General features: G+C 60.9%; 18 protein-coding genes. 10 read left to right on the top strand and 8 right to left on the bottom strand.

Going from position 1 to position 21,664, the window contains the following annotated elements; all coding sequences use genetic code 11:
- Positions 1 to 123 precede the first annotated feature (123 nt).
- Positions 124 to 831: a hypothetical protein gene (locus V8N38_RS20290; RefSeq protein WP_060422980.1), complete on the top strand. Its 708-nt coding sequence runs from the start codon at positions 124 to 126 to the stop codon at positions 829 to 831.
- 32 nt (positions 832 to 863) lie between these two features.
- Here V8N38_RS20290 and V8N38_RS20285 read toward each other — a convergent pair whose 3' ends face one another.
- The gene (locus tag V8N38_RS20285) at positions 864 to 1,511 is read right to left on the bottom strand and encodes a DsbA family protein (protein WP_038878652.1); all 648 of its coding nucleotides are present in this window, start codon (positions 1,509 to 1,511) and stop codon (positions 864 to 866) included.
- 68 nt (positions 1,512 to 1,579) lie between these two features.
- Positions 1,580 to 2,464 (bottom strand): MBL fold metallo-hydrolase, encoded by an 885-nt coding sequence (locus tag V8N38_RS20280; RefSeq protein WP_033635778.1) that lies wholly within the window; start codon positions 2,462 to 2,464, stop codon positions 1,580 to 1,582.
- 108 nt (positions 2,465 to 2,572) lie between these two features.
- Here V8N38_RS20280 and V8N38_RS20275 point away from each other — a divergent pair, with 108 nt between their 5' ends.
- A complete protein-coding gene (locus V8N38_RS20275; RefSeq protein ID WP_015378928.1) occupies positions 2,573 to 3,481 on the top strand; it encodes a LysR family transcriptional regulator in 909 nt (302 codons plus the stop codon).
- 27 nt (positions 3,482 to 3,508) lie between these two features.
- Here V8N38_RS20275 and V8N38_RS20270 read toward each other — a convergent pair whose 3' ends face one another.
- The gene (locus V8N38_RS20270; protein ID WP_060422988.1) at positions 3,509 to 4,432 is read right to left on the bottom strand and encodes a LysR family transcriptional regulator; all 924 of its coding nucleotides are present in this window, start codon (positions 4,430 to 4,432) and stop codon (positions 3,509 to 3,511) included.
- A 133-nt stretch (positions 4,433 to 4,565) separates the two neighbouring features.
- Here V8N38_RS20270 and lysA point away from each other — a divergent pair, with 133 nt between their 5' ends.
- A complete protein-coding gene (gene lysA, locus V8N38_RS20265; RefSeq protein ID WP_049202160.1) occupies positions 4,566 to 5,828 on the top strand; it encodes a diaminopimelate decarboxylase in 1,263 nt (420 codons plus the stop codon).
- A gap of 52 nt (positions 5,829 to 5,880) precedes the next feature.
- Here the strand turns inward: lysA and galR are convergent, their stop codons facing one another.
- Positions 5,881 to 6,900 carry an HTH-type transcriptional regulator GalR gene (galR, locus tag V8N38_RS20260; RefSeq protein ID WP_060422992.1) on the bottom strand — a complete coding sequence of 340 codons (1,020 nt, stop codon included), beginning with the start codon at positions 6,898 to 6,900 and terminating at the stop codon, positions 5,881 to 5,883.
- Positions 6,901 to 7,120: 220 nt separating this feature from the next.
- Here galR and V8N38_RS20255 point away from each other — a divergent pair, with 220 nt between their 5' ends.
- The 3 genes from V8N38_RS20255 to lplT all read left to right on the top strand — a co-directional run bounded on the left by V8N38_RS20255 (position 7,121) and on the right by lplT (position 13,065).
- Positions 7,121 to 9,379: a molybdopterin guanine dinucleotide-containing S/N-oxide reductase gene (locus V8N38_RS20255; protein ID WP_070914506.1), complete on the top strand. Its 2,259-nt coding sequence runs from the start codon at positions 7,121 to 7,123 to the stop codon at positions 9,377 to 9,379.
- A gap of 348 nt (positions 9,380 to 9,727) precedes the next feature.
- The gene (gene aas / locus V8N38_RS20250) at positions 9,728 to 11,881 is read left to right on the top strand and encodes a bifunctional acyl-ACP--phospholipid O-acyltransferase/long-chain-fatty-acid--ACP ligase (RefSeq protein WP_084827217.1); all 2,154 of its coding nucleotides are present in this window, start codon (positions 9,728 to 9,730) and stop codon (positions 11,879 to 11,881) included.
- Positions 11,881 to 13,065, top strand: a complete 1,185-nt coding sequence (lplT, locus tag V8N38_RS20245; RefSeq protein ID WP_060423003.1) for a lysophospholipid transporter LplT — start codon at positions 11,881 to 11,883, stop codon at positions 13,063 to 13,065. The genes aas and lplT overlap by 1 nt, the downstream gene beginning before the upstream one ends.
- Positions 13,066 to 13,100: 35 nt before the next feature.
- Here lplT and V8N38_RS20240 read toward each other — a convergent pair whose 3' ends face one another.
- The 4 genes from V8N38_RS20240 to mutH form a co-directional block, all read right to left on the bottom strand.
- Entirely contained in the window at positions 13,101 to 14,141 is a 1,041-nt protein-coding gene (locus tag V8N38_RS20240; protein WP_060423007.1) for an NADP(H)-dependent aldo-keto reductase, read from the bottom strand.
- A gap of 206 nt (positions 14,142 to 14,347) precedes the next feature.
- Positions 14,348 to 14,566: a YgdI/YgdR family lipoprotein gene (locus tag V8N38_RS20235; RefSeq protein ID WP_038878690.1), complete on the bottom strand. Its 219-nt coding sequence runs from the start codon at positions 14,564 to 14,566 to the stop codon at positions 14,348 to 14,350.
- Positions 14,567 to 14,721: 155 nt separating this feature from the next.
- A complete protein-coding gene (locus tag V8N38_RS20230) occupies positions 14,722 to 15,438 on the bottom strand; it encodes a TerC family protein (protein WP_049273516.1) in 717 nt (238 codons plus the stop codon).
- Between the two features lie 100 nt (positions 15,439 to 15,538).
- Positions 15,539 to 16,225, bottom strand: coding sequence for a DNA mismatch repair endonuclease MutH (mutH, locus tag V8N38_RS20225; RefSeq protein WP_038878695.1), 687 nt, complete (start codon positions 16,223 to 16,225; stop codon positions 15,539 to 15,541).
- A gap of 696 nt (positions 16,226 to 16,921) precedes the next feature.
- Between mutH and rppH the strand changes: the two genes are divergently transcribed.
- The 4 genes from rppH to thyA all read left to right on the top strand — a co-directional run bounded on the left by rppH (position 16,922) and on the right by thyA (position 21,605).
- Positions 16,922 to 17,449 (top strand): RNA pyrophosphohydrolase, encoded by a 528-nt coding sequence (gene rppH / locus V8N38_RS20220; RefSeq protein WP_004931849.1) that lies wholly within the window; start codon positions 16,922 to 16,924, stop codon positions 17,447 to 17,449.
- Between the two features lie 12 nt (positions 17,450 to 17,461).
- Positions 17,462 to 19,708: a phosphoenolpyruvate--protein phosphotransferase gene (ptsP, locus tag V8N38_RS20215; RefSeq protein ID WP_038878700.1), complete on the top strand. Its 2,247-nt coding sequence runs from the start codon at positions 17,462 to 17,464 to the stop codon at positions 19,706 to 19,708.
- Positions 19,709 to 19,930: 222 nt separating this feature from the next.
- The gene (gene lgt / locus V8N38_RS20210; RefSeq protein WP_015378920.1) at positions 19,931 to 20,803 is read left to right on the top strand and encodes a prolipoprotein diacylglyceryl transferase; all 873 of its coding nucleotides are present in this window, start codon (positions 19,931 to 19,933) and stop codon (positions 20,801 to 20,803) included.
- A gap of 7 nt (positions 20,804 to 20,810) precedes the next feature.
- A complete protein-coding gene (gene thyA, locus V8N38_RS20205; RefSeq protein WP_141960065.1) occupies positions 20,811 to 21,605 on the top strand; it encodes a thymidylate synthase in 795 nt (264 codons plus the stop codon).
- The last annotated feature ends 59 nt before the right edge of the window (positions 21,606 to 21,664 follow it).

Below are 21,664 nucleotides of genomic sequence, written 5' to 3'. Positions count from 1 at the left end.
CTCGCTAACCGTTTGAAATAAGGCGGTTGAATCGTCAGCGGTGCGCAGATGGGCGCAATTGCGGCATACACTCCGCCGCCGGGCGGTTATACTGGCGCCGAATTTTTGCAGAAAGGATAAACGATGAAGGCTTGGGTTCCCCTGTTGCTGACCTGCGGCGTCTTCGCCAGCGCCCGGGCCTGGGCGCACATTGACGAGCCGGACATCGCCGCCGACTGCCAAAAGGTGGCGAGCTACGCCGAGCTGGGAAAAAAGGCCTATCAGCGGCAGGATTACGCCAAAGCTGCCGACATCTTTCGCGATCAGGCGGCCTGGAGCGAGTTTTGCGGCCTGAGCGAGCAGGCCGTCGCCACGGCCTACAACAACGTGGCGTTGTCGCTGATGCACGCCGGCGAATTGCTCAAGGCGCAGGCCTATCTGGCGCTGGCGCCGCACGATGACAAATCGCAGCACAACATGAGCTTGTTGCGCCAACGGCTGGCGCAGCGGCCGCAGCCGCAGGGGCCGGGCGGCGTGTATTGGCAATACGCCGGGCGCGGCGTGTGGAGCGAAGTGGTGGTGAAGCCGCAGGGCGAGCGCTGGCTGATCGATTTCTCCGGCTACGCCATGCCGCAGATGGGGCTGTATTACGGCCCGAACATGGGCGACTTCACCGCCGAACTGCCGATCGAGCACGGCAAAGCTGTTTATCATCAGCATGACTCGGAAAGCGCGCAGGTCTGCGACGTCACTTTGGCGTTTGGTGAGCAAACGTTGGAGATGCACACGCGCGGGGATTGCGGGTTCGGTCACAACGTGCGGGCTGAAGGGCGGTTCGTACGGGTCGAATGACCCGCCCCGGCAGTCGGGGCGAGAAAGGTTGGTTACGCCAGCGCGGCGGCGCCCAGCAGGTTTTTCCAGGCTTCTACATTACCCAGATAGTTGCCGGCCGGCAGCAGATGCAGGCGGCCTTCGCTGTCCTGTAGCGCAAAGGTCGGGAAGCCCTGGCCTTGCACTTTGGCCAGCAGCGCCCGGCTTTCCGCGATGTGTTGCGCGGTCGGCGCGCCGCTGCTGAAACGCATTTCGGCGATAAACGCCGCTGAAGGCAACCCCAGCTCTTTCGCCAACGCTTCCAGCACCGGCGTGTCGGCGATGCGCCGGCCTTCCTGATAGTGTGCCTGCTGAATGCGGTGCAGCATGTCCAGCCCGCGTCCCGCCAGCTTTTCCGCCGCCAAGATAGCGGTGATCGGCGGCTCGGAATCCATCACCGCCGTGGTGTCGCGCAGCAGGCCGTTGAAATAGGCTTCGCCAAAAGGCTGGCCCGTCATCTCGGCGATGCGTTTGTCGTGCGGAATGACGTAGTTGCGCCATTCGTCGGTAATTTGGCGGCGGTTGTTGCCGGTCATCATGCCGCCGGCGTGCGGCACGACCTTCAGCCCGGGGAGGCTCTGAGCCGCTTTCACCAGCGGCGCGGCGCCGTAGCACCAGCCGCACAGCGGATCGAAAATGTAATGCAGAGTGGTTTCGGTCATCTTTACTCCTCGCCTGGCGCGCGGCAGTTCACCGCGGCGCCAGGGCTGGTTCAATCACGCACGGGCGCTTATTGCGGCCACTTCATCTCGCCTTTCAGCACTTTCGCGCTCAGTTCCAGGCTCGACTCGTCTTTCAGCGTCGGGTAGTGCTTTTTCATCGCTTCAATCAGCGCGGCGGAATCCTTGGCTTTCGGCAGTTCGGCTTCCAGCGTGGTCAGGTATTTCTGGGTAAAGTGCACCGATGCCAGCGTTTGCGCTGCGCCCGGCAGGAAGTGGCCCGGCACGACGACCTGCGGCTTCAGCGCTTCGATGTTTTTCAGCGTCTGCTGCCAGTGCTGGCGCGATTCCACGCTCTGGTTGTCGGCGATCCACGGGTGGATGTTGTCACCGGCGACGGCGACACCGCCAACGACCGCCTTCAGCGCCGGGATCCACACGAAGGTGCGATCGGGGGTCGGGCCGTTCAGGCCTTTCACTTCCACTTTCTGGCCGTCGATGGTGAAGCTGTCGCCCTGCAGCGGCTGCGGCACGATCACGGTTTTCGGCGCATTGTCTTTCAGGATCGGGCCCCAATAGGCGACTTTACCGTCTTTGGTGGCGTTGATGTCCTTGATGGTGCCTGGCGAAGCGATGATTTTCGCCTCCGGGAAGGCCGCTTTAATCACGTCCAGACCGAAATAGAAATCCGGGTCTGAGTGACTGATATAAACGGTGGTCAGTTTCTTGCCGGTCGCCTTGATCTTTTTCACCAGCGCTTCGGCATCGTTACGCTGGAACTGAGCGTCGATCAGCGCCACTTCGTGTTTGCCGCTGATGATTTCGGAAGACACCGGGAACACGCTTTTCTCGCCCGGGTTATACACTTCCATGGTCAGGGTATCGGCCGCGGTGGCGTAGGTGCTGAGGGTGGCGACGCCGGTGAAGGCCAGAGTTAACAGTGATTTCTTAAACATGGGCAGAGGTCCTTGGGTATCGGTTAATGTTGTAATGATGTTAGGTTGCATAAAGCGATAGAAAAACCGGATAATAAGCAATTATTCGTTGCATAAATCGGACTAATCATGGATCGCATTACCGCCGCTGAGGTTTTTGTCACCATCGTCGATCGCGGCAGCATGATCGCCGCCGCGGAAACGCTGGAGATGTCGCGCGCGATGGTGACGCGCTACCTGGCGCAGATGGAGCAATGGGCCGGGGCGCGTTTACTGCACCGCACTACCCGTAAGCTTAGTCTGACCGACGCCGGGGAGCGTACTCTGGAACGCTGCCGGCAAATGCTGGCGTTGGCGGGGGAGATCGACCTGGTGGAGGAAGGGCAGAGCGATGAGCTGCGCGGCCTGCTGCGCATCACCTGTTCGCAGTCGCTCGGGCAAACGGCGCTGGTGGGGGCCGTCGCTCAGTATCTGAAGCGTCACCCGCAGGTGGCGGTCGATTTGCAGATGAACAACCGGGCGGTGAACCTGGTGGAGGAGCGCATCGATCTGGCGCTGCGCATCACCAACGAGCTGGATCCCAACCTGATCGCCCGCCCGCTGTCCACCTGCGCATCGGTGGTGTGCGCCGCGCCGGCGTATCTGGCGGCGCACGGCACCCCACGTCAACCGCAGGATCTGGCGTTGCACAACTGCCTGACCTACTCCTATTTCGGCAAAAGCCTGTGGCACTTCGATGCTCAGGGCGTGAAATCGGCGGTGGCGGTCAGCGGCAACCTGAGCGCCAACGAGTCGGTGGTGCTGATGGCCGGCACGGTGCAGGGGGCAGGCATTTCCATGCAGCCCTATTATTCGGCGGCGCCGCTGCTGGCCAGCGGCGAGCTGGTCGAACTGCTGCCGGATTACCGGCCGCAGTCGATGGGAATCTACGGCATCTATACCTCACGCCGCCAGATGCCCGCCACCTTGCGCACCATGCTGGACTTTCTGGTGGAGTGGTTCGCCACCGATCCGCAGTGGCAGGCGACGCTGCGCTGATGCTTCGGCAATATTCCCACGCCGCTTTCAGCGCCTGACGGCGGCGGCCAGCCGGGCGGCAAAGGCGGCGGCCTGCTGATGAAGGTGGTCGATAAAGGCGGTGACCAGCGCCGATGAAGGGCGGTGCAGCGGCCGGATCAGGCTGACGGTGAACGGCACGTCGATGCTGAACGGCCGCACGTGCACACCGTTACCGGCATAGTCGAGCGCCGTCAGCGGGTTGACGATCGACACCCCCACGCCGGCCCTCACCATGGCGCACACCGACGCCGCGCTGTGCGTTTCCATCACCATGCGGCGCTCGACGCCCTGTTCGCCGAACAGCGCATCCAGCAGGTGGCGATAGCTGTCGGTGCTCGACAGGCTGATAAAGTTCTGCCCGGCGAAGTCCTGCGGCGTCAGCCGATCTTTCACCAGCAACGGGTGGCCCGTCGGCAGCACGCAGACTTCGTTCAACGTCATCAACGTCACCCGCTCGGTGCCCGCCGGCGTCAGGGTGGTTTCCGTCAGCCCGAGATCGTGACGCTGGGCAGACAGCCACTCTTCCAGCAGCGGCGACTCTTGCGGGATGACGCTGAAGCTGACTTCCGGGTAACGTTCGATAAAGGGCCGACACACCGCCGGCAGCAGCGATTGAGAAAATACCGGCAGGCACACGATCGACAGCTGTGCCTGCTGAAACTGGCGAATGCCGGCGGCGGCGTTGACGATGCGATCGAGGCCGTAATAGGAGCGCTGCACCTCTTCGAACAACCGTAGGCCCTGCACCGTGGGGGACAAGCGACCGCGCACCCGGTCGAACAGCTGCAGCCGGATCAGCTTCTCAAAGCGCGCCAGCTCGCGGCTGACGGTCGGTTGCGAGGTCTGCAGCAGGGCCGCCGCCTCGGTCAGGTTGCCGGTGGTCATCACCGCCCGAAAAATTTCGATCTGCCGCAAAGAGATGCTGTGCATGGTGAGGCCGCTCGATTAAGGGGAAAACCATATCATAAATGAATAGACTACGGCTAAATAGATATTTTCCACCCGATTCAGCGTGCGGCACTATGGCGTTATCTGCCGTCATTTTCGAATTGGGAATATCGCCATGCCACGCCCGTTGCACGACACCTCCACCGCGTTGAACGCCGCTAACCTGTTGGCCTTGCCGCAACGTTTCGGCTGCCCGGTCTGGGCCTATGATGCGGACATCATCAGCCAGCGCATCGCTCAGCTGCGCCATTTCGATACCGTCCGTTTCGCGCAGAAGGCCTGTTCGAACATTCATATTTTGCGCTTGATGCGCGAGCAGGGCGTGAAGGTGGATTCGGTGTCGCTGGGCGAGATCGAGCGGGCGCTGCGGGCCGGTTTTCAGCCGGGCGGCGAACCGAGCGAGATCGTGTTTACTGCGGACGTGTTGGATCACGCCACGCTGGCGCGCGTCAGCGAATTGAAGATCCCGGTCAACGCCGGTTCCATCGACATGCTGGATCAGCTCGGCCAGGTTTCCGCAGGGCACCCGGTGTGGCTGCGCATTAACCCGGGGTTTGGCCACGGCCATAGCCAGAAAACCAACACCGGCGGCGAGAACAGCAAGCACGGTATCTGGTATGCCGACCTGCCGCAGGCGGTGGAGAAGATCCGCCGCTACGGCCTGAAGCTGATCGGCGTGCACATGCACATCGGTTCCGGCGTCGATTACCAGCATCTGGAACGGGTCTGCGATGCGATGGTGCAGCAGGTGATCGATCTCGGTCATGACATCAGCGCCATTTCCGCCGGCGGCGGCCTGTCTATCCCGTACCAGTACGGCGAAGAGGCGATCGATACCGAACACTATTTCGGGTTGTGGAACCGGGCGCGTGAACGCATCGCCGCGCATCTGGGGCATCCGGTGCAGCTGGAGATCGAACCGGGGCGTTTCCTGATGGCGGAAGCGGGCGTCTTGGTGGCCGAAGTGCGGGCGGTAAAAGACATGGGCAGCCGCCACTTCGTGCTGGTGGACGCCGGTTTTAACGATTTGATGCGCCCGGCAATGTACGGCAGCTATCACCATATTTCGCTGTTGCCGGCCGATGGGCGCGATACCTCGGGGCAACCGCTGCGCGAAACGGTGATCGCCGGGCCGCTGTGCGAATCCGGCGACGTGTTCACCCAGCAGGCGGGCGGCGGCGTGGAAACCCGCGAACTGCCGCCGGTTCAGATCGGTGATTATCTGGTGTTCCACGACACTGGCGCCTACGGCGCATCGATGTCCTCCAACTACAACAGCCGTCCGCTGTTGCCTGAAGTGCTGTTCGAAAACGGCGAGCCGCGCCTGATCCGCCGCCGGCAAACCATCGAAGAACTGATCGCGCTGGAGCTTATCTAATAAGCGGGCGGGCGTGCTGCGCCCGCTTTACAGCGTCATGCGGCGGCGCGAATTACGGCTGTTCGTGCGCGTTGTTGAGGGTGGCGACCGAGTGGCGGCGCACCAGCGTCGGGCTGAACATGTTGGTGATTTCCGGCAGCGGTTGCCGGTTGGCCAGCGCCAGGGCCAGCTCTGCCGCCTGGGTGGCCATCGCTACGATCGGGTAGCGAATGGTGGTCAGGCGCGGCCGCAGGTAGCGCGAAATCAGCACGTCGTCGAAACCGATCAGCGAAATTTCCCCCGGTACGTCGACGCTGTTGTCGCTCAGCACCGACAGCGCGCCGGCGGCCATCGGATCGTTGTAGCAGGTAACGGCGGAGAACGAACGGCCGCGGCCGAGCAATTCGGTCATCGCCTGTTCGCCGCCGATCTCGTCCGGCTCGCCGTAGGCGATCAGCTTTTCATCCACCGCAATGCCGTGCTCCTGCAGCGCGTCGAGATAGCCCTGCAGGCGATCGGTGGCGTCGGAAATCTGGTGGGTGGAGCAGATGATGGCGATGCGCTGATGCCCTTGCTGGATCAGATGCCGGGTCGCCAGCCAGGCGCCGTAGCGATCGTCGAGCGCCACGCAGCGCGTTTCAAAACCCGGCAGCGTGCGGTTGATCAGCACCATGCCCGGGATCTGTTGCATCCAGCCGCAAAGTTCCCGATCGCTCAGTCTCTTGGCGTGCACCACCAGCGCCTCGCAGCGGTGACGCACCAGCTGTTCAATCGCCTGGCGCTCTTTTTCGGCGTCGTGGTAACCGTTGCCAATCAGCAGAAAATTGTGGGTGGCGTAGGCCACCTGCTCGACCGCTTTGACCATCGCGCCGAAGAAGGGGTCGGAAACGTCGGAGACGATCAGGCCCAGCGTCTCGGTGGATTGCTGCGCCAGCGCCCGAGCGTTGGCGTTAGGGTGATACTGCAGCTGTTCCATGGCGGCCAGCACCGCGGTGCGTGACCCTTCGCTGGCCTTGGGGGAATTATTTATCACGCGGGATACCGTGGCCACGGAAACACCCGCCAGCCTGGCAACATCCTTTATCGTAGCCATATCAGTCAATACATCCTGGGTAATCGCTTACATCCCTCAGTTTTGCGGAAAACAACCGGGGCTGCAAGCGGTCTCGTGCGCAACTTGTGGCGGCCGTTGCAGAATCTCTTCGCGTCTGTACGCATAACCATCGGCTGCCGAACGATAGCGCAATTTGTACGTTGGCTCTGGCGGCGGGCTGAGGTAACGTCTGTGCATTCCGATTTGCGCCGAGAACGCCATGTCCATTAAACGCTATCCGCAGCTCGCCCATTGGGGCGCTTATACCGCCGTGGTTGAAGACGGCCGGCTTATCCGCTGTGAACCCTTCGCCGACGATCCCGATCCTTCGCCGCTGCTCGATTCCATCGTCCCGATGGTTTACTCCGATAAACGTATCCGCAAGCCGGCGGTGCGCCGCTCGTGGCTGCAAAAGCGCGAGGGCAGCGACCGTACGCTGCGCGGCAGGGAAGACTTCGTCGAGGTGGACTGGGAGCTGGCGCTCGATTTGGTGGCGCAGGAGAACCGCCGGGTGCGCGATCGCTACGGTGCCTCCGGGCTGTTTACCGGCTCTTATGGCTGGTCGTCGGCCGGGCGTTTGCATCATGCGCGTTCGCTGGTACGGCGGTTCTATTTCAGCGGCGGCGGCGGGGTCGATCAGCAGGGCAACTACAGCTGGGGCGCGGCGCAGTTTTTCCTGCCGTATGTGATCGGCACTTTCTCGCCGTTGACCGGGCGCGTCACCAGCTGGCCGAGCGTGGTGGAGCATTGCGAGCTGTTTGTGGCGTTTGGCGGGCTGGCGCTGAAAAACGCCCAGGTCTCTTCCGGCGGCGCGGCGGAGCATGCGCTCAAGCCCTGGCTGCAAAAGCTGGCGCAGAAGGGCACGCCGGTTGTCAACATCAGCCCGATGCGCGACGACTGCCCCGGGTTCGTCAACGCGGAGTGGATCCCGATCCGGCCGAATACCGACGTGGCGCTGATGCTGGCGCTGGCTTACGAAATCCAGCAGCTGGGTGCGCACGACGAAGCCTTCCTGCACAGCCACTGCGTAGGCTATCAACAGCTGGCGGATTACCTGAACGGCGTGAGCGACGGCGTGGTAAAAACGCCGGCCTGGGCCAGCGCCATTACCGGCATTCCGGCGGCGCGCATCGCGCGGCTGGCGCGGCAGCTGATCGGCGTGCGCAGTTTTATCACCTGTTCCTACTCCGTGCAGCGCGCGCACCGCGGCGAGCAACCGTATTGGATGATGATCGCGCTGTCGGCGATGCTGGGCCAGGTGGGGCTGCCGGGCGGCGGCTTTTCCTTCGGCCATGGCTCGATGAACGGCGTCGGCAACCCGCGCGTGGACACCCCCGCGCCGACCATGCCGGTAGGGGATAACCCGGCCGGGCTGGCGATCCCGGTGGCGCGCATCTGCGACATGCTGCTGCACCCCGGCGAAGCCTATCAATTTTGCGGCGAGACGCGGCATTACCCGGATATCCACCTGGTGCACTGGGCCGGCGGCAACCCGTTCCATCATCATCAGCAGCTGAACCGGCTGGTGGAAGGCTGGCAGAAGCCGGATACGGTGATCGTACAAGATATCTGGTGGACGGCGGCGGCCAAAATGGCGGATATCGTGTTGCCGGTCACCAGCTCGCTGGAGCGCAACGATATCGGCGGCTCCTCGCGCGATCGCTACGTGCTGGCGATGCATCAGGCGATTGCGCCGCAGCATCAGGCGCGCAACGATTTTGATATCTTCGCCGATCTGGCGGAGCGCCTGGGTTATCGCGAACGCTTTACCGAAAACCGCGACGAGCGGGCCTGGATCGAAGAGATCTATCGGCAATGCGGCGTGGCGCAGCGGCGTGCCGGCGTCGCCTGGCCCGAGTTTGAGGATTTTTGGCGCCGGGGCTATGTCGAACTGCCCGCGCCGGCCAAGGAATTCGTTTTTTTTGACGCGTTCCGCGCCGATCCCCTGGCTAGTCCGCTGCAGACGCCCAGCGGCAAGATCGAACTGTTCAGCGAGCGGATCGCCGGTTACCGCTACGAGGATTTCGCGCCGCATCCGCAGTGGCGGCCGCCGGTGGAGTGGCTGGGCGCGCCGCAGGCCAAAACCTGGCCGCTGCATTTGATCTCCATCCAGCCGAGCGATCGTCTGCACAGCCAGATGGATCCGGCGCCGCTGGCGCAGGGCAATAAGACCGCCGGGCGTGAAACCCTGTATATGCATCCGGAAGACGCGGCGCAGCGCGGCGTGGCAGAGGGTAGCGAAGTGCTGGTCAGCAATGAGCGCGGCAGCTGCCTGGCGGGGGCGTCCCTCACTGACGGCGTGACGCGCGGCGTGGTGCTGATGGCGACCGGCGCCTGGTTCGAGCCGGGTTACGACGCGCAGCGCCGGCCGGTCGAACAGGCGGGCAACCCGAACGTGCTGACGCTGGATATCGGCACCTCATCGTTGACACAGGGGCCGAACGCCATGAGTTGCCTGGTCGAGGTTAGCGCGCGATGAATGACGATTTCGCGTCGGGATAACCGGCTCGCCGTCGTTGTTATATTTATTTTTTCGCCGCTGCGGGAAGGTTTAAGTTTCATTGAGTTATTACAGCAGATCGCGGGAAATTTACAGCTGGTTGCATTTGGAGCAGAACTCTTGCGATTCGCCGGTAGTTTCCTGCACGCCATCTCTCTAGAGTAGGTGATCCCAGAGGTATTGATTGGTGAGAAATCAGCATACTCTGTATGTTGAAGCCATTTTCAATTGCACCAACCTACGCGGATGCGTAGGTTTTTTTTTGCCTGCCATATAGTATTCTTTTCCCTACAACGATTTACGCCTCCATGGCCAAGGGAGAAGGGCATGATCTTTTCACTGCTGCGCGCGCTGTTTCGCCTGCTGTTTCGGGTTCGAGTCGAAGGGGACGTCCAGCACTTCGATCGGCAAAAACTGCTGATTACGCCGAACCACGTCTCTTTCCTCGACGGCGTACTGCTGGCGCTGTTCCTGCCGATTAAACCGGTGTTTGCGGTTTACGCCAGCATCGGCGAAAGCTGGTTTATGCGCTGGCTGCGGCCTTACATCGATTTCGTCTCGCTCGATCCCACCAAGCCGATGGCCATTAAGCAACTGGTGCGGATGGTCGAGCAGGGGCGGCCGATCGTGGTGTTCCCTGAAGGGCGTATCACCGTGACCGGCGCGCTGATGAAAATCTACGATGGCGCGGCGTTTATCGCCGCCAAATCGGGCGCCACCGTGGTGCCGGTGCGGATCGACGGCCCCGAATTCAGCCGGTTCGGCCGCATGGCCGGGGTATTCAAGATCCGCTGGTTCCCGCGAATCAGCATCCGCATCTTGCCGCCGACCACGCTGCCGATGCCGGAAGCGCCGCGCGCGCGTGAACGCCGGGCGCTGGCGGGCGATCGGCTGATGCAGATCATGATGCGGGCGCGGATGGATACGCGTGAACCGCAGACGCTGTTCCATGCCTTGCTGGCGGCGCAGCACCGCTACGGGCGCCGCAAGCCCTGTATCGAAGACATCGCTTTCAAAGAAGACAGTTACCAGACGTTGATCAAGAAATCGCTGGGCGTCAGCCGTATTCTGCAGCGCTTTACCGCCGAAGGGGAACACGTCGGCCTGCTGTTGCCGAACGCCACCATCACCGCGGCGGCGATCTTCGGCGCTTCGCTGCGTAACCGCATCCCGGCGATGCTCAACTACACCGCCGGCGCCAACGGTCTGAACAGCGCGATGACTGCCGCCGACATCAAGACCATCGTCACCTCGCGCCAGTTTCTGGAAAAGGGCAAGCTGACTCACCTGCCGGAACAGGTGCCGCAGGCCAACTGGGTGTATCTGGAAGATTTGAAAGATACGGTCACGCTGGCGGACAAGCTGTGGATTTTGCGGCATTTGCTGCAGCCGCAGCGCGCGGCGTTGCCGCAACGCCCGGAAGACGCGGCGCTGATCCTGTTCACTTCCGGTTCCGAAGGCCACCCCAAGGGCGTGGTGCATTCGCACGCCAGCCTGCTGGCCAACGTAGAACAAATTCGCACCATCGCCGACTTCACGCCGCGCGACCGCTTCATGTCGTCGCTGCCGCTGTTCCACTCGTTCGGTCTGACGGTGGGGCTGCTCACGCCGCTGATCACCGGCAGCCGCATTTTTCTCTACCCCAGCCCACTTCATTATCGCGTGGTGCCGGAGCTGGTGTATGACCGCAACTGCACGGTGCTGTTCGGCACGGCGACCTTCCTCAACAACTATGCGCGCTTCGCGCATCCGTATGATTTCGCCCGCCTGCGCTACGTGGTGGCCGGCGCGGAAAAACTGGCGGACAGCACCAAACAGATCTACCAGGACAAATACGGCATCCGCATCCTGGAAGGCTATGGCGTGACCGAGTGCGCGCCGGTGGTCTCCATTAACGTGCCGCTGGCGACGAAAGTGGGCACCGTTGGCCGCATCATGCCGCAGATGGAGGCGCGCCTGATCGCGGTGCCGGGCATCGATAACGGCGGCCGCCTGCAGCTGAAGGGGCCGAATATCATGAAAGGCTATCTGCGGGTTGAGCGCCCCGGCGAGCTGGAGCCGCCGGCGGCGGAAGATGAGAACGGCGTGCTGCAGCCGGGCTGGTACGACACCGGCGATATCGTCAGCCTGGATGAGCAGGGTTACTGCACCATTCGCGGCCGCGTGAAGCGCTTCGCCAAGCTGGCGGGGGAGATGGTGTCGCTTGAGAGCGTCGAATTGCTGGCGCAGCGGCTGTCGCCGGAAAAACTGCATGCCGCCACCGCCAAAAGCGACAGCAGCAAAGGTGAGGCGCTGGTGCTGTTCACCACCGATCCCGCCATCACACGCGAGGCATTGCTGCGAGTGGCGCGCGAGCTGGGCAGTCCGGAGCTGGCGGTGCCGCGTGATATTCGCCTGTTGAAAACGCTGCCGGTGCTCGGCAGCGGCAAACCCGATTTTGTCACCCTGCGTCATATGGCCGAACAGCCGGAGAGTGCCTGATGAATCCTTCGACCGAATCCCCTTTGTTGTCACGCGGCATGATCGCCGTCATCAGCGCGCAGTTCCTCTCGGCGTTCGGCGACAATGCGCTGCTGTTCGCCACGCTGGCGTTGATCAAGCAGCAGCTGTATCCGGACTGGAGCCAGCCGATCCTGCAGATGGCCTTTGTTGCCACCTACATCATCCTGGCACCGTTTGTCGGCCAGGTGGCCGACAGCTTCGCCAAAGGGCGGGTGATGATGTTCGCCAACGCCCTGAAGCTGGCGGGGGCGTTGGTGATCTGCTTTGGGTTCAACCCGTTTCTCGGTTACAGCCTGGTCGGCGTGGGGGCCGCTGCGTATTCGCCGGCCAAATACGGCATTCTGGGCGAGATCACCAGCGGCGAGAAGCTGGTCAAGGCTAACGGCCTGATGGAGGCCTCGACCATCGCCGCCATTCTGACCGGTTCGGTGGCCGGCGGTATTCTGGCGGACTGGCATGTGGTCGCGGCGCTGGCGGCCTGCGCCTTGGTTTACGCGGGAGCGGTGGTCGCCAACCTGTATATTCCGCGTCTGGCGGCGGCGCGCCCGGGGGCCTCCTGGCGCCCGCAGGCCATGACGAACAGCTTCTTTACCGCCTGCGTCACGTTATGGCGCGATGGGCAGACGCGTTTCTCCTTGATCGGCACCAGCCTGTTCTGGGGGGCCGGCGTGACGCTGCGTTTTCTGCTGGTGCTGTGGGTGCCGGTGGCGCTCGGTATCGCCGATAACGCCACGCCGACGCTGCTGAACGCCATGGTGGCCGTAGGTATCGTGGTGGGGGCCGGCGCTGCCGCGCGCTTCGTCACGCTGAAGACGGTAAAACGCTGCATGCCGGCCGGGATCCTGATCGGCGTCGCGGTCGCGGTGTTCGCGCTGCAAACCACCATGCTCAATGCCTATGTCTTGCTGGCGATCATCGGCATGCTGGGGGGCTTCTTCGTGGTGCCGCTCAATGCGTTGCTGCAGGAGCGGGGCAAGCACTCGGTCGGCGCCGGCAATGCGATCGCGGTGCAAAACCTGGGTGAAAACGCCGCCATGTTGCTGATGCTGGCGCTGTATTCGCTGGTGGTGAAGCTGGGCGTGCCGGTGGTGGGCGTCGGCGTAGGGTTTGGCGTGGTGTTTGCGCTGGCGATTAGCGTGCTATGGTGGTCGCAGCGGCGGTAAAAAACGGGGCGCAGCCAGGCTGCGCCTCGGCTGTATTAAGGTGCCGGAATGGTAAACCGGGTATGGATTTCTTCCAGCGCCTGCAGCACGTCCTCATCCAATACCACATCGAGGCTGTCGATGTTGATTTTCAACTGCTCCACCGTGGTGGCGCCCAGCAGGGTGCTGGCGACGAACGGCTGCTGACGCACGAAGGCCAAGGCCATCTGCGAAGGATCCAGCCCGTGTTTTTTGGCCAGCGCCACGTACTCGGCGATCGCCAGCTGGGTTTGCTGCCCTGAATAACGGTTGAAGCGGGTGAACAGCGTATTGCGCGCACCGGCCGGTTTAGCGCCGTTGAGGTATTTGCCGCTCAGGGTGCCGAACGCCAGGCTGGAATAGGCCAGCAGTTCCACCCCTTCGTGCTGGCTGATCTCGGCCAGGCCAATCTCAAAGCTGCGGTTCAGCAGGCTGTACGGGTTTTGAATCGACACGATGCGCGGCAGCTCGTGTTTCTCCGCCAGCTGCAGGTAGCGCATCACGCCCCAGGGCGTTTCATTGGAAACCCCGATATAGCGAATCTTGCCGGCGCGCACCTGCTCGGTCAGCGCCTCCAGCGTTTCCAGCAGCGTAACCGTAGCTTTGTCATCGGTGTATTGATAGTTGAGTTTGCCAAAGCAGTTGGTGGCGCGCTGCGGCCAGTGCAATTGGTAAAGATCGAGATAATCGGTGTTCAGCCGCTTGAGGCTGGCGTCGAGAGCGGCGCGGATGTTTTTGCGATCGAGCGCCTGCTGCGGGCGGATGCTGCTGTCGGTGCCGCGCACCGGGCCCGAGACTTTGCTGGCCAGGACGATTTTTTCGCGATTGCCGCGTGCCTTGATCCAGCTGCCGATATAGCTCTCGGTCAGGCCCTGGGTTTCCGGGCGGGGCGGCACCGGATACAGTTCGGCGGTATCTATCAGGTTCACGCCTGCGGCCAATGCATAGTCCAGTTGCGCATGGGCGTCGGCTTCGGTGTTCTGTTCGCCAAAGGTCATGGTGCCCAGTCCCAGCACGCTCACTTCTAAAGAACTGTGGGGAATACGGTGGTATTGCATTAACGGCCTTCCTTTCTTGTTAGCGCTGACGGGCCGCGCGGCCCGGTGAAACAGGAGCACAATGTCAGAAGACGGCGCAAAGTCCGTCGGGCGGCGATGTCGCCTTTCCTGACTATAACCAAGCGGTGAAGATGGGGGAAGCGGATTCCGTGCGGACACGAATGAGGGCTACCGCGCTCGCGCGGGCGATAGCCGGCGGGCGGTGATTAGCGTTCGATAACCTGGGAAACCTGATCGCCGTTGATCTGGCGGTGGTTGCCTTTCTCGTCTTTATAGCTGATGAGGCCAGTATCTTTGTCGATCTCTGGCTTGCCTTGCGTCAGGATCATGTTGCCATCTTTGGTCGCCATCACGTAGTCGCTGGAACATCCCGCCAGGCCGGCCACCATCACCAGCGCAGACACTGCCATTACCCACTTTTTCATCCTGCGGATCCTCGATTATCCAGAAAAGGTTGTTATTTCAAGATTAGCAAACTCTCGGCGAAGGGCGTCTCAGATAAGTCTTTATCTGATAAGAAAAAGTGAAATGAGAGGTCAACGAAGCGATGGAAGCCGCCGATGGCGGCTTCCGGGTAGGGTTATTCCGGCGAGCGGTTTTTCTTGCTGCGCATCAGATTGAGCGCTTCTACCGACATCGAGAAGAACATGGCGAAGTAGATGTAGCCTTTCGGCACGTGCACCTGGAAACTTTCCAGCATCAGCGTGAAGCCCACCAGGATCAGGAACGCCAGCGCCAGCATTTTCACCGACGGATGGCGATTGACGAACTCACCGATCGGCCGGGCGGCGAACATCATCACACCGACGGCGATCACTACTGCCGCCATCATGATGAACAGATGGTCGGAAAGGCCCACGGCGGTAATCACCGAGTCCAGACTGAAGATAATATCGAGCAGCATGATCTGCACGATCGCGCCGAAGAAGCTGTGCACCTTGGTGTGGTGCTCTTCTTCCGTGCCTTCGATGGTTTCGTGGATCTCTTTGCTGGCTTTCCAGATCAGGAACAGCCCCCCTAACAGCAGGATCAGATCGCGGGCGGAAATGGCGTGATCCCACACGGTAAACAGCGGGTGCGTCAAGCGGATCACCCAGGCGATGGAGGCCAACAGCGCCAGGCGCATAATCATGGCGGCGGCCAGACCGAGCCGGCGAGCTTTGTTCTGTTGCGCTTTGGGCAGCTTGGCCACCACCAGCGACAGAAAAATGATGTTATCAATACCCAGTACGATCTCAAGAATGGTTAGCGTACCTAACGCTAACCAGGCATTGGGATCCATAATCCATTCGAACATTGCCCGGCACACCTTAATACTTAATAAATGCAAAGCGTGAATTATACGCGTTTATCGTGGCGCTGACAGGGTTAGCTAAACCAGAGTTAAACGAAATCGCTTAGATTGAGAAATGTCTTGCCAGCAGCGCGCCGGTAAAACTCTTTTTCAGATAGAAACCGCGCGGCAGCGTCATGATAGGTTGCCCCTGTTCGCCGATGGCTTCGGTGAGCGCCTTGCTGTTGGCGGCTTTGGGGCGCAGCTGCAGCACTTCGCCGTGGCGTGCGGTGATGCGCTCTACGTGGCCGAGTACGATCAGATCCATCAACTCTTCCCAATCGCGGCGCAGACTCTCTTCTTCTGCGGCGCTCGGGCTCCACAGCAGCGGCGAGCCGACGCGGCGTTCGGCCAGCGGGATCTGCCGTTCGCCTTCTACCGGTATCCACAAGACGCGCGCCAACTTGTGGCGAACGTGGCTGCTGGCCCAGGTGACGCCGCTGTTGCCGGTAAGCGGGGCGACGCAGACAAAAGTGGTTTCCAGCGGTTTGCCGGCGGCGTCGACAGGAATGGTTTTCAGCTCGATGCCCAGTTCGGGAAAGTCCTGCTCCGGTTTGCTGCCGGCCATGGCGCCGAGGTACAGCTCCAGCAGCATGCCCACCCAGCCCTTATCGCGCTTCAGATCCTTGGGGATCGGCAGCTGCGCGCGGGCGGCCAGCTCGCCAAAGCTGGCGCCGGCCAGCGCCTGAGCACGCTCGAACAGCTGCCGTTCATTTTCCGGCGGGGGCGGCAAAGGGGATAAAAACGCCATAAATCAAGCCTGTCGAATTTGGTTGAAAAACGTACTGCAATTATGCACGACGAACGATAACCGTCATCGCCTGGGGAAAAGAATAATAGTAGCATGATTTTACATGACTTTTTTCATTTCCTTGCGGGGGAGGCAATGCACTGGCGGGGCTTGTTCACCTGAAGCCACCGACAATAAACAGGATCTTACACCTATTTATCCACAGATTTATGGGATAACCCAAATTTTTACCGATCACTGGTTCAATTTACAGCCTTGACTCGGGCGGTTTTTTACGAATTTGTCCGTTTTGTGCGTAACTTGCTCGGATAATCTGTGGATAAAAACGGCGTTGGTGGATCTTTCGCCAGGGTAAGATCCTTACCGTGCATAGATCACATTTTTACCCTGTACATAATGATGGGGTGTTAATTAATTATTTGTTTTTAAAGTAAATGTGTGTTTTGGGGGGCGGTGGGGGATTTTGGGGTTTAAGAGTTGTACCGGCTTATCCCTCGAGTTCTGCACACACCTATCCACAGAAAAAGTGAATAAAACCGGCCCGAAAGGCTGGGGTATGTTTATAACTTTGCCTATATCTGTGAGTTATCCCAATGTTATCCGGTCCGCAGCGCCGTAAAGCAGTGGTTTACCGCCTGTAGCTTGTGTGAAACAATCAGGACATCTATGCGAATTTAAGCTTATCGAGGTAGTCCGGTGATCGATGATGATGGCTACCGCCCGAATGTTGGTATCGTAATCTGTAATCGTCAGGGGCAGGTCTTATGGGCCCGCCGTTACGGTCAGCACTCCTGGCAGTTTCCCCAAGGTGGGATTAACCCTGGCGAAACTGCGGAGCAGGCGATGTACCGTGAGCTGTTCGAAGAAGTGGGGCTGAGTAAAAAGGATGTGCGCATCCTGGCTTCGACCCGCAACTGGTTGCGCTATAAATTGCCGAAACGTTTGGTGCGTTGGGACACAAAGCCGGTTTGTATCGGCCAAAAGCAAAAATGGTTTTTGTTGCAGCTACTGTGCAATGACGCTGATATCAATATGCAGCGCAGCAGCACGCCGGAGTTCGACGGTTGGCGCTGGGTGAGCTTCTGGTATCCGGTGCGCCAGGTGGTGTCGTTCAAACGCGACGTCTATCGCCGGGTGATGAAAGAATTCGCCGTGACCGTGATGCCGATGCAAGAGCAGGCGGCGCCGCGGCAGGCCCCCGCTTATCGCCGAAAGAGAGGTTAAGTTAAGCCGACTATGCTCACGCGCTTGCGAGAAATTGTAGAGAAGGTGGCCGCGGCGGCCAGTCTGACGGATGCGCTGGATCTGCTGGTCAATGAAACCTGTCTGGCGATGGACACCGAAGTGTGTTCCATCTACCTGGCGGACAACGATCGCCGCTGTTACTACCTGATGGCCACGCGCGGGCTGAAGAAGCCGCGCGGGCGCACTATCGCATTGGCGTTTGACGAGGGCGTCGTCGGGTTGGTCGGCCGCCGGGCCGAGCCTATCAACCTGGCCGATGCCCAAAGCCACCCCAGTTTCAAATACGTTCCGCAGGTGAAAGAGGATCGTTTCCGATCCTTCCTCGGGGTGCCGATCATTCATCGGCGCCAGCTGCTGGGCGTGCTGGTGGTGCAGCAGCGCGAACTGCGCCAGTTCGACGAAAGCGAAGAGTCTTTCATGGTCACCCTGGCCACGCAGATGGCCGGGATCCTGTCACAGTCGCAGCTCAACGCCATTTTCGGCCAGTATCGCCAAACGCGCGTGCGCGCGCTGGCGGCTTCGCCCGGCGTGGCGGTGGCGGAAGGGTGGCAGGACAGCAGCCAGCCTTCGCTCGATCAGGTTTACCGCGCGTCGACGCTGGACACCGCTAGCGAGCGCGAGCGCCTGACGCTGGCGCTGGAAGAGGCCGGCGCGGAGTTTCGCCGCTTCAGCAAGCGTTTTGCCGCCAGTTCGCAAAAAGAGAGCGCGGCGATCTTCGATCTTTATTCTCACCTGTTAAACGACGCCCGTCTCAAGCGCGAACTGTTCGCCGAAATCGACAACGGTTCGGTGGCGGAGTGGGCGGTGAAGCAGGTGATAGAAACCTTTGCCGAGCAGTTCGCCAAACTGCAGGACACCTACATGCGCGAGCGCGGCAGCGACCTGCGCGCGCTGGGCCAGCGCCTGCTGTTCCACCTCGACGACACCACCCAGGGCGCCACCCAGTGGCCGGCGCGTTTTGTGCTGGTGGCGGATGAACTGACCGCGACATTGCTGGCCGAAGTGCCGCAGGATCGTCTGGTCGGCGTGGTGGTGCGCGACGGTGCCGCCAACTCGCATGCGGCAATTCTAGTGCGGGCGATGGGGGTGCCGACGGTGATGGGCGCCGACATCCAGCCTTCTCTGCTCAGCCAGCGGCTGCTGATCGTCGACGGTTATCGCGGTGAACTGCTGGTCGATCCTGAGCCGGTACTGGTGCAGGAATATCAACGGCTGATCAGCGAAGAGCTGGAGCTGAGCAAGCTGGCGGAAGACGACGTCGAGCAGCCGGCGCAGTTGAAAAGCGGCGAGCGCATTCAGGTGATGCTGAATGCCGGCCTCAGCCCGGAACATGAACAGCTGTTGGGCGGCCGGGTGGATGGCGTGGGGCTATACCGCACCGAAATCCCGTTCATGCTGCAAAGCGGCTTCCCTTCCGAAGAGGAGCAGGTCGCGCAGTACCAGGGCATGCTGCAGCTTTACCCGAGCAAGCCGGTCACGCTGCGCACCCTGGACATCGGCGCCGACAAGCAACTGCCTTATATGCCGATCAGCGAAGAGAACCCTTGCCTGGGCTGGCGCGGCATCCGTATTACCCTGGATCAGCCGGAGATCTTTTTGATTCAGGTGCGCGCGATGCTGCGTGCCAACGCCGGCACCGGCAACCTGGGCATTCTGCTGCCGATGGTCACCAGCCTGGAAGAGGTCGACGAGGCTAAGCGCCTGATTGACCGCGCCGGGCGCGAGGTGGAAGAAGTGCTCGGCTACGCGATCCCGAAACCGAAAATCGGCGTGATGCTGGAAGTGCCGTCGATGATTTTCCTGATCCCGCATCTGGCCGGGCGCGTTGATTTCATCTCGGTCGGCACTAACGACTTGACGCAGTACCTGCTGGCGGTGGATCGCAACAACACCCGGGTCGCCTCGTTGTACGACAGTTTGCATCCCGCGATGTTGCAGGTGCTGAGATTGATTGCCGAGCAGGGGAAAGCAGCCGGGTTGCAGCTTAGCCTCTGCGGTGAACTGGCCGGCGATCCCATGGGCGCGCTGTTGCTGGTGGGTATGGGCTATCGTAATCTGAGCATGAACGGCCGCAGCGTGGCGCGCATCAAATACCTGCTGCGGCATATCGACCTTGCCGACGCCGAAGTGCTGGCGCAGCGGGTGTTGAACACCCAGATGACCACCGAAGTGCGCCATCTGGTGGCGGCGTTTATGGAGCGGCGCGGCATGGGCGGGCTGATCCGTGGGGGCCGATAGCCGCCGTGCGGTGTGATTTTTTTACAGAACTTTTCCCGCCCTGCCGGACCGGACCGCGCTAAGCCTATGTTATGATGCGCAACCTCAGCGCGGCGCATGCTCGTCGCCTTGCACACCACAGCGGCTAACGCTGCCGTTTGCAAGGCGCGGGATAATCTCCGTCGCCGCTTGGCACCTGCCGCCCCCGCATGGGGAAAAATAACAGACATGTTGTGGTGATAGATGAGCAATAGCTATCTGGCGTTTCCTAAATTTGATCCGGTCATTTTCTCCATTGGCCCGGTTTCTTTGCATTGGTACGGCCTGATGTACCTGGTCGGTTTCGTTTTTGCCATGTGGCTGGCGGTGCGCCGCGCCAACAAGCCGGGCAGCGGCTGGACCAAAGACGAAGTTGAAAACCTGCTCTACGCCGGTTTCCTGGGCGTATTCGTCGGCGGCCGCGTAGGCTATGTGCTGTTCTACAACTTGCCGCTGTTCCTGGATAACCCGCTCTATCTGTTCAAGGTCTGGGATGGCGGCATGTCGTTCCACGGCGGCTTGATGGGGGTGATTCTGGTGATGTTCTGGTTCGCTCGCCGCACCAAACGCACCTTCTTCCAGGTTTCCGATTTTATCGCGCCACTGATCCCATTCGGTCTGGGTGCCGGCCGCCTCGGCAACTTCATCAACGGTGAACTGTGGGGCCGCGTGACCACCGATACCCCTTGGGCAATGCTGTTCCCAAGCTCGCGCAGCGAAGACGTGGCCCTCGCCGCCGCCGATCCTTCTCTGCTGCCGCTGCTGAACCAGTACGGCGTACTGCCGCGCCACCCGTCGCAGCTGTATGAACTGCTGCTGGAAGGCGTGGTGCTGTTTATCATTCTGAACCTGTTTATTCGCAAGCCGCGGCCGATGGGCGCCGTATCGGGCCTGTTCCTGATCGGTTATGGCGCATTCCGCATCATCGTTGAAGCGTTCCGCCAGCCGGATGCCCAGCTTGGCTTGTTCGACGGCGTGATCAGCATGGGGCAGATCCTGTCCATCCCGATGGTGGTGGCCGGTGTTATTATGATGATTTGGGCGTACCGTCGTCGCCCGCAGCAACAACTGTCGTGAGGGACAAATGAAACAGTATCTGGATTTGATGAACAAGGTGCTCGCCGAGGGCACCCCTAAAGCCGACCGTACCGGCACTGGCACGTTGTCGATTTTCGGCCACCAGATGCGTTTCAACTTGCAGGAAGGTTTCCCGTTGGTGACCACCAAAAAATGTCATCTGCGTTCGATCATTCATGAGCTGTTATGGTTCCTGAACGGCGATACCAACATCGCCTACCTGCGTGACAACAAGGTCACCATTTGGGACGAGTGGGCCGATGAAAACGGCGATCTCGGCCCGGTGTACGGCAAACAGTGGCGCGCCTGGGGCACAGCGGACGGCCATCAGATCGATCAGCTGAGCAACGTGCTCCAACAGCTGAAGCAGGATCCGGATTCGCGCCGCATCATCGTTTCCGCCTGGAACGTCGGCGAGCTGGATCAGATGGCGTTGGCGCCATGCCACGCGTTCTTCCAGTTCTACGTAGCGGACGGCAAGCTCTCTTGCCAGCTGTACCAGCGTTCCTGCGATGTCTTCCTCGGCCTGCCGTTCAACATCGCCAGCTACGCGCTGTTGGTGCACATGATGGCGCAGCAGTGCGATCTGGAAGTGGGCGATTTCGTCTGGACCGGCGGCGATACCCACCTGTACAGCAACCACATGGAACAGACTCAGCTGCAGCTGACGCGTGAACCGCGTCCGTTGCCGAAGCTGGTGATCAAACGCAAACCGGCTTCGCTGTTCGATTACCGTTTCGAAGACTTCGAGATCGAAGGTTACGATCCGCATCCGGCCATCAAGGCACCGGTCGCGATCTGACCTTAACCGTATCACATCAGGGGCGCAGCGATTGCGCCCCTTTTTTTATCCGCATTGCG

The organism is Serratia nevei, assembly GCF_037948395.1.
Classification (GTDB): domain Bacteria; phylum Pseudomonadota; class Gammaproteobacteria; order Enterobacterales; family Enterobacteriaceae; genus Serratia; species Serratia nevei.
This window is presented reverse-complemented; position numbering and strand designations above follow the sequence as displayed.

Bases quoted from the DNA above. Each gene is read 5' to 3' on its own strand.
- V8N38_RS20255 (WP_070914506.1), top strand. From the start codon at position 7,121: ATGTCCATTAAACGCTATCCGCAGCTCGCCCATTGGGGCGCTTATACC.
- ptsP (WP_038878700.1), top strand. From the start codon at position 17,462: ATGCTCACGCGCTTGCGAGAAATTGTAGAGAAGGTGGCCGCGGCGGCC.
- V8N38_RS20285 (WP_038878652.1), bottom strand. From the start codon at position 1,511: ATGACCGAAACCACTCTGCATTACATTTTCGATCCGCTGTGCGGCTGG.
- V8N38_RS20235 (WP_038878690.1), bottom strand. From the start codon at position 14,566: ATGAAAAAGTGGGTAATGGCAGTGTCTGCGCTGGTGATGGTGGCCGGC.
- V8N38_RS20290 (WP_060422980.1), top strand. From the start codon at position 124: ATGAAGGCTTGGGTTCCCCTGTTGCTGACCTGCGGCGTCTTCGCCAGC.
- V8N38_RS20270 (WP_060422988.1), bottom strand. From the start codon at position 4,432: ATGCACAGCATCTCTTTGCGGCAGATCGAAATTTTTCGGGCGGTGATG.
- lplT (WP_060423003.1), top strand. From the start codon at position 11,881: ATGAATCCTTCGACCGAATCCCCTTTGTTGTCACGCGGCATGATCGCC.
- lgt (WP_015378920.1), top strand. From the start codon at position 19,931: ATGAGCAATAGCTATCTGGCGTTTCCTAAATTTGATCCGGTCATTTTC.
- lysA (WP_049202160.1), top strand. From the start codon at position 4,566: ATGCCACGCCCGTTGCACGACACCTCCACCGCGTTGAACGCCGCTAAC.
- galR (WP_060422992.1), bottom strand. From the start codon at position 6,900: ATGGCTACGATAAAGGATGTTGCCAGGCTGGCGGGTGTTTCCGTGGCC.
- V8N38_RS20280 (WP_033635778.1), bottom strand. From the start codon at position 2,464: ATGTTTAAGAAATCACTGTTAACTCTGGCCTTCACCGGCGTCGCCACC.
- V8N38_RS20230 (WP_049273516.1), bottom strand. From the start codon at position 15,438: ATGTTCGAATGGATTATGGATCCCAATGCCTGGTTAGCGTTAGGTACG.
- V8N38_RS20240 (WP_060423007.1), bottom strand. From the start codon at position 14,141: ATGCAATACCACCGTATTCCCCACAGTTCTTTAGAAGTGAGCGTGCTG.
- thyA (WP_141960065.1), top strand. From the start codon at position 20,811: ATGAAACAGTATCTGGATTTGATGAACAAGGTGCTCGCCGAGGGCACC.
- mutH (WP_038878695.1), bottom strand. From the start codon at position 16,225: ATGGCGTTTTTATCCCCTTTGCCGCCCCCGCCGGAAAATGAACGGCAG.
- V8N38_RS20275 (WP_015378928.1), top strand. From the start codon at position 2,573: ATGGATCGCATTACCGCCGCTGAGGTTTTTGTCACCATCGTCGATCGC.
- aas (WP_084827217.1), top strand. From the start codon at position 9,728: ATGATCTTTTCACTGCTGCGCGCGCTGTTTCGCCTGCTGTTTCGGGTT.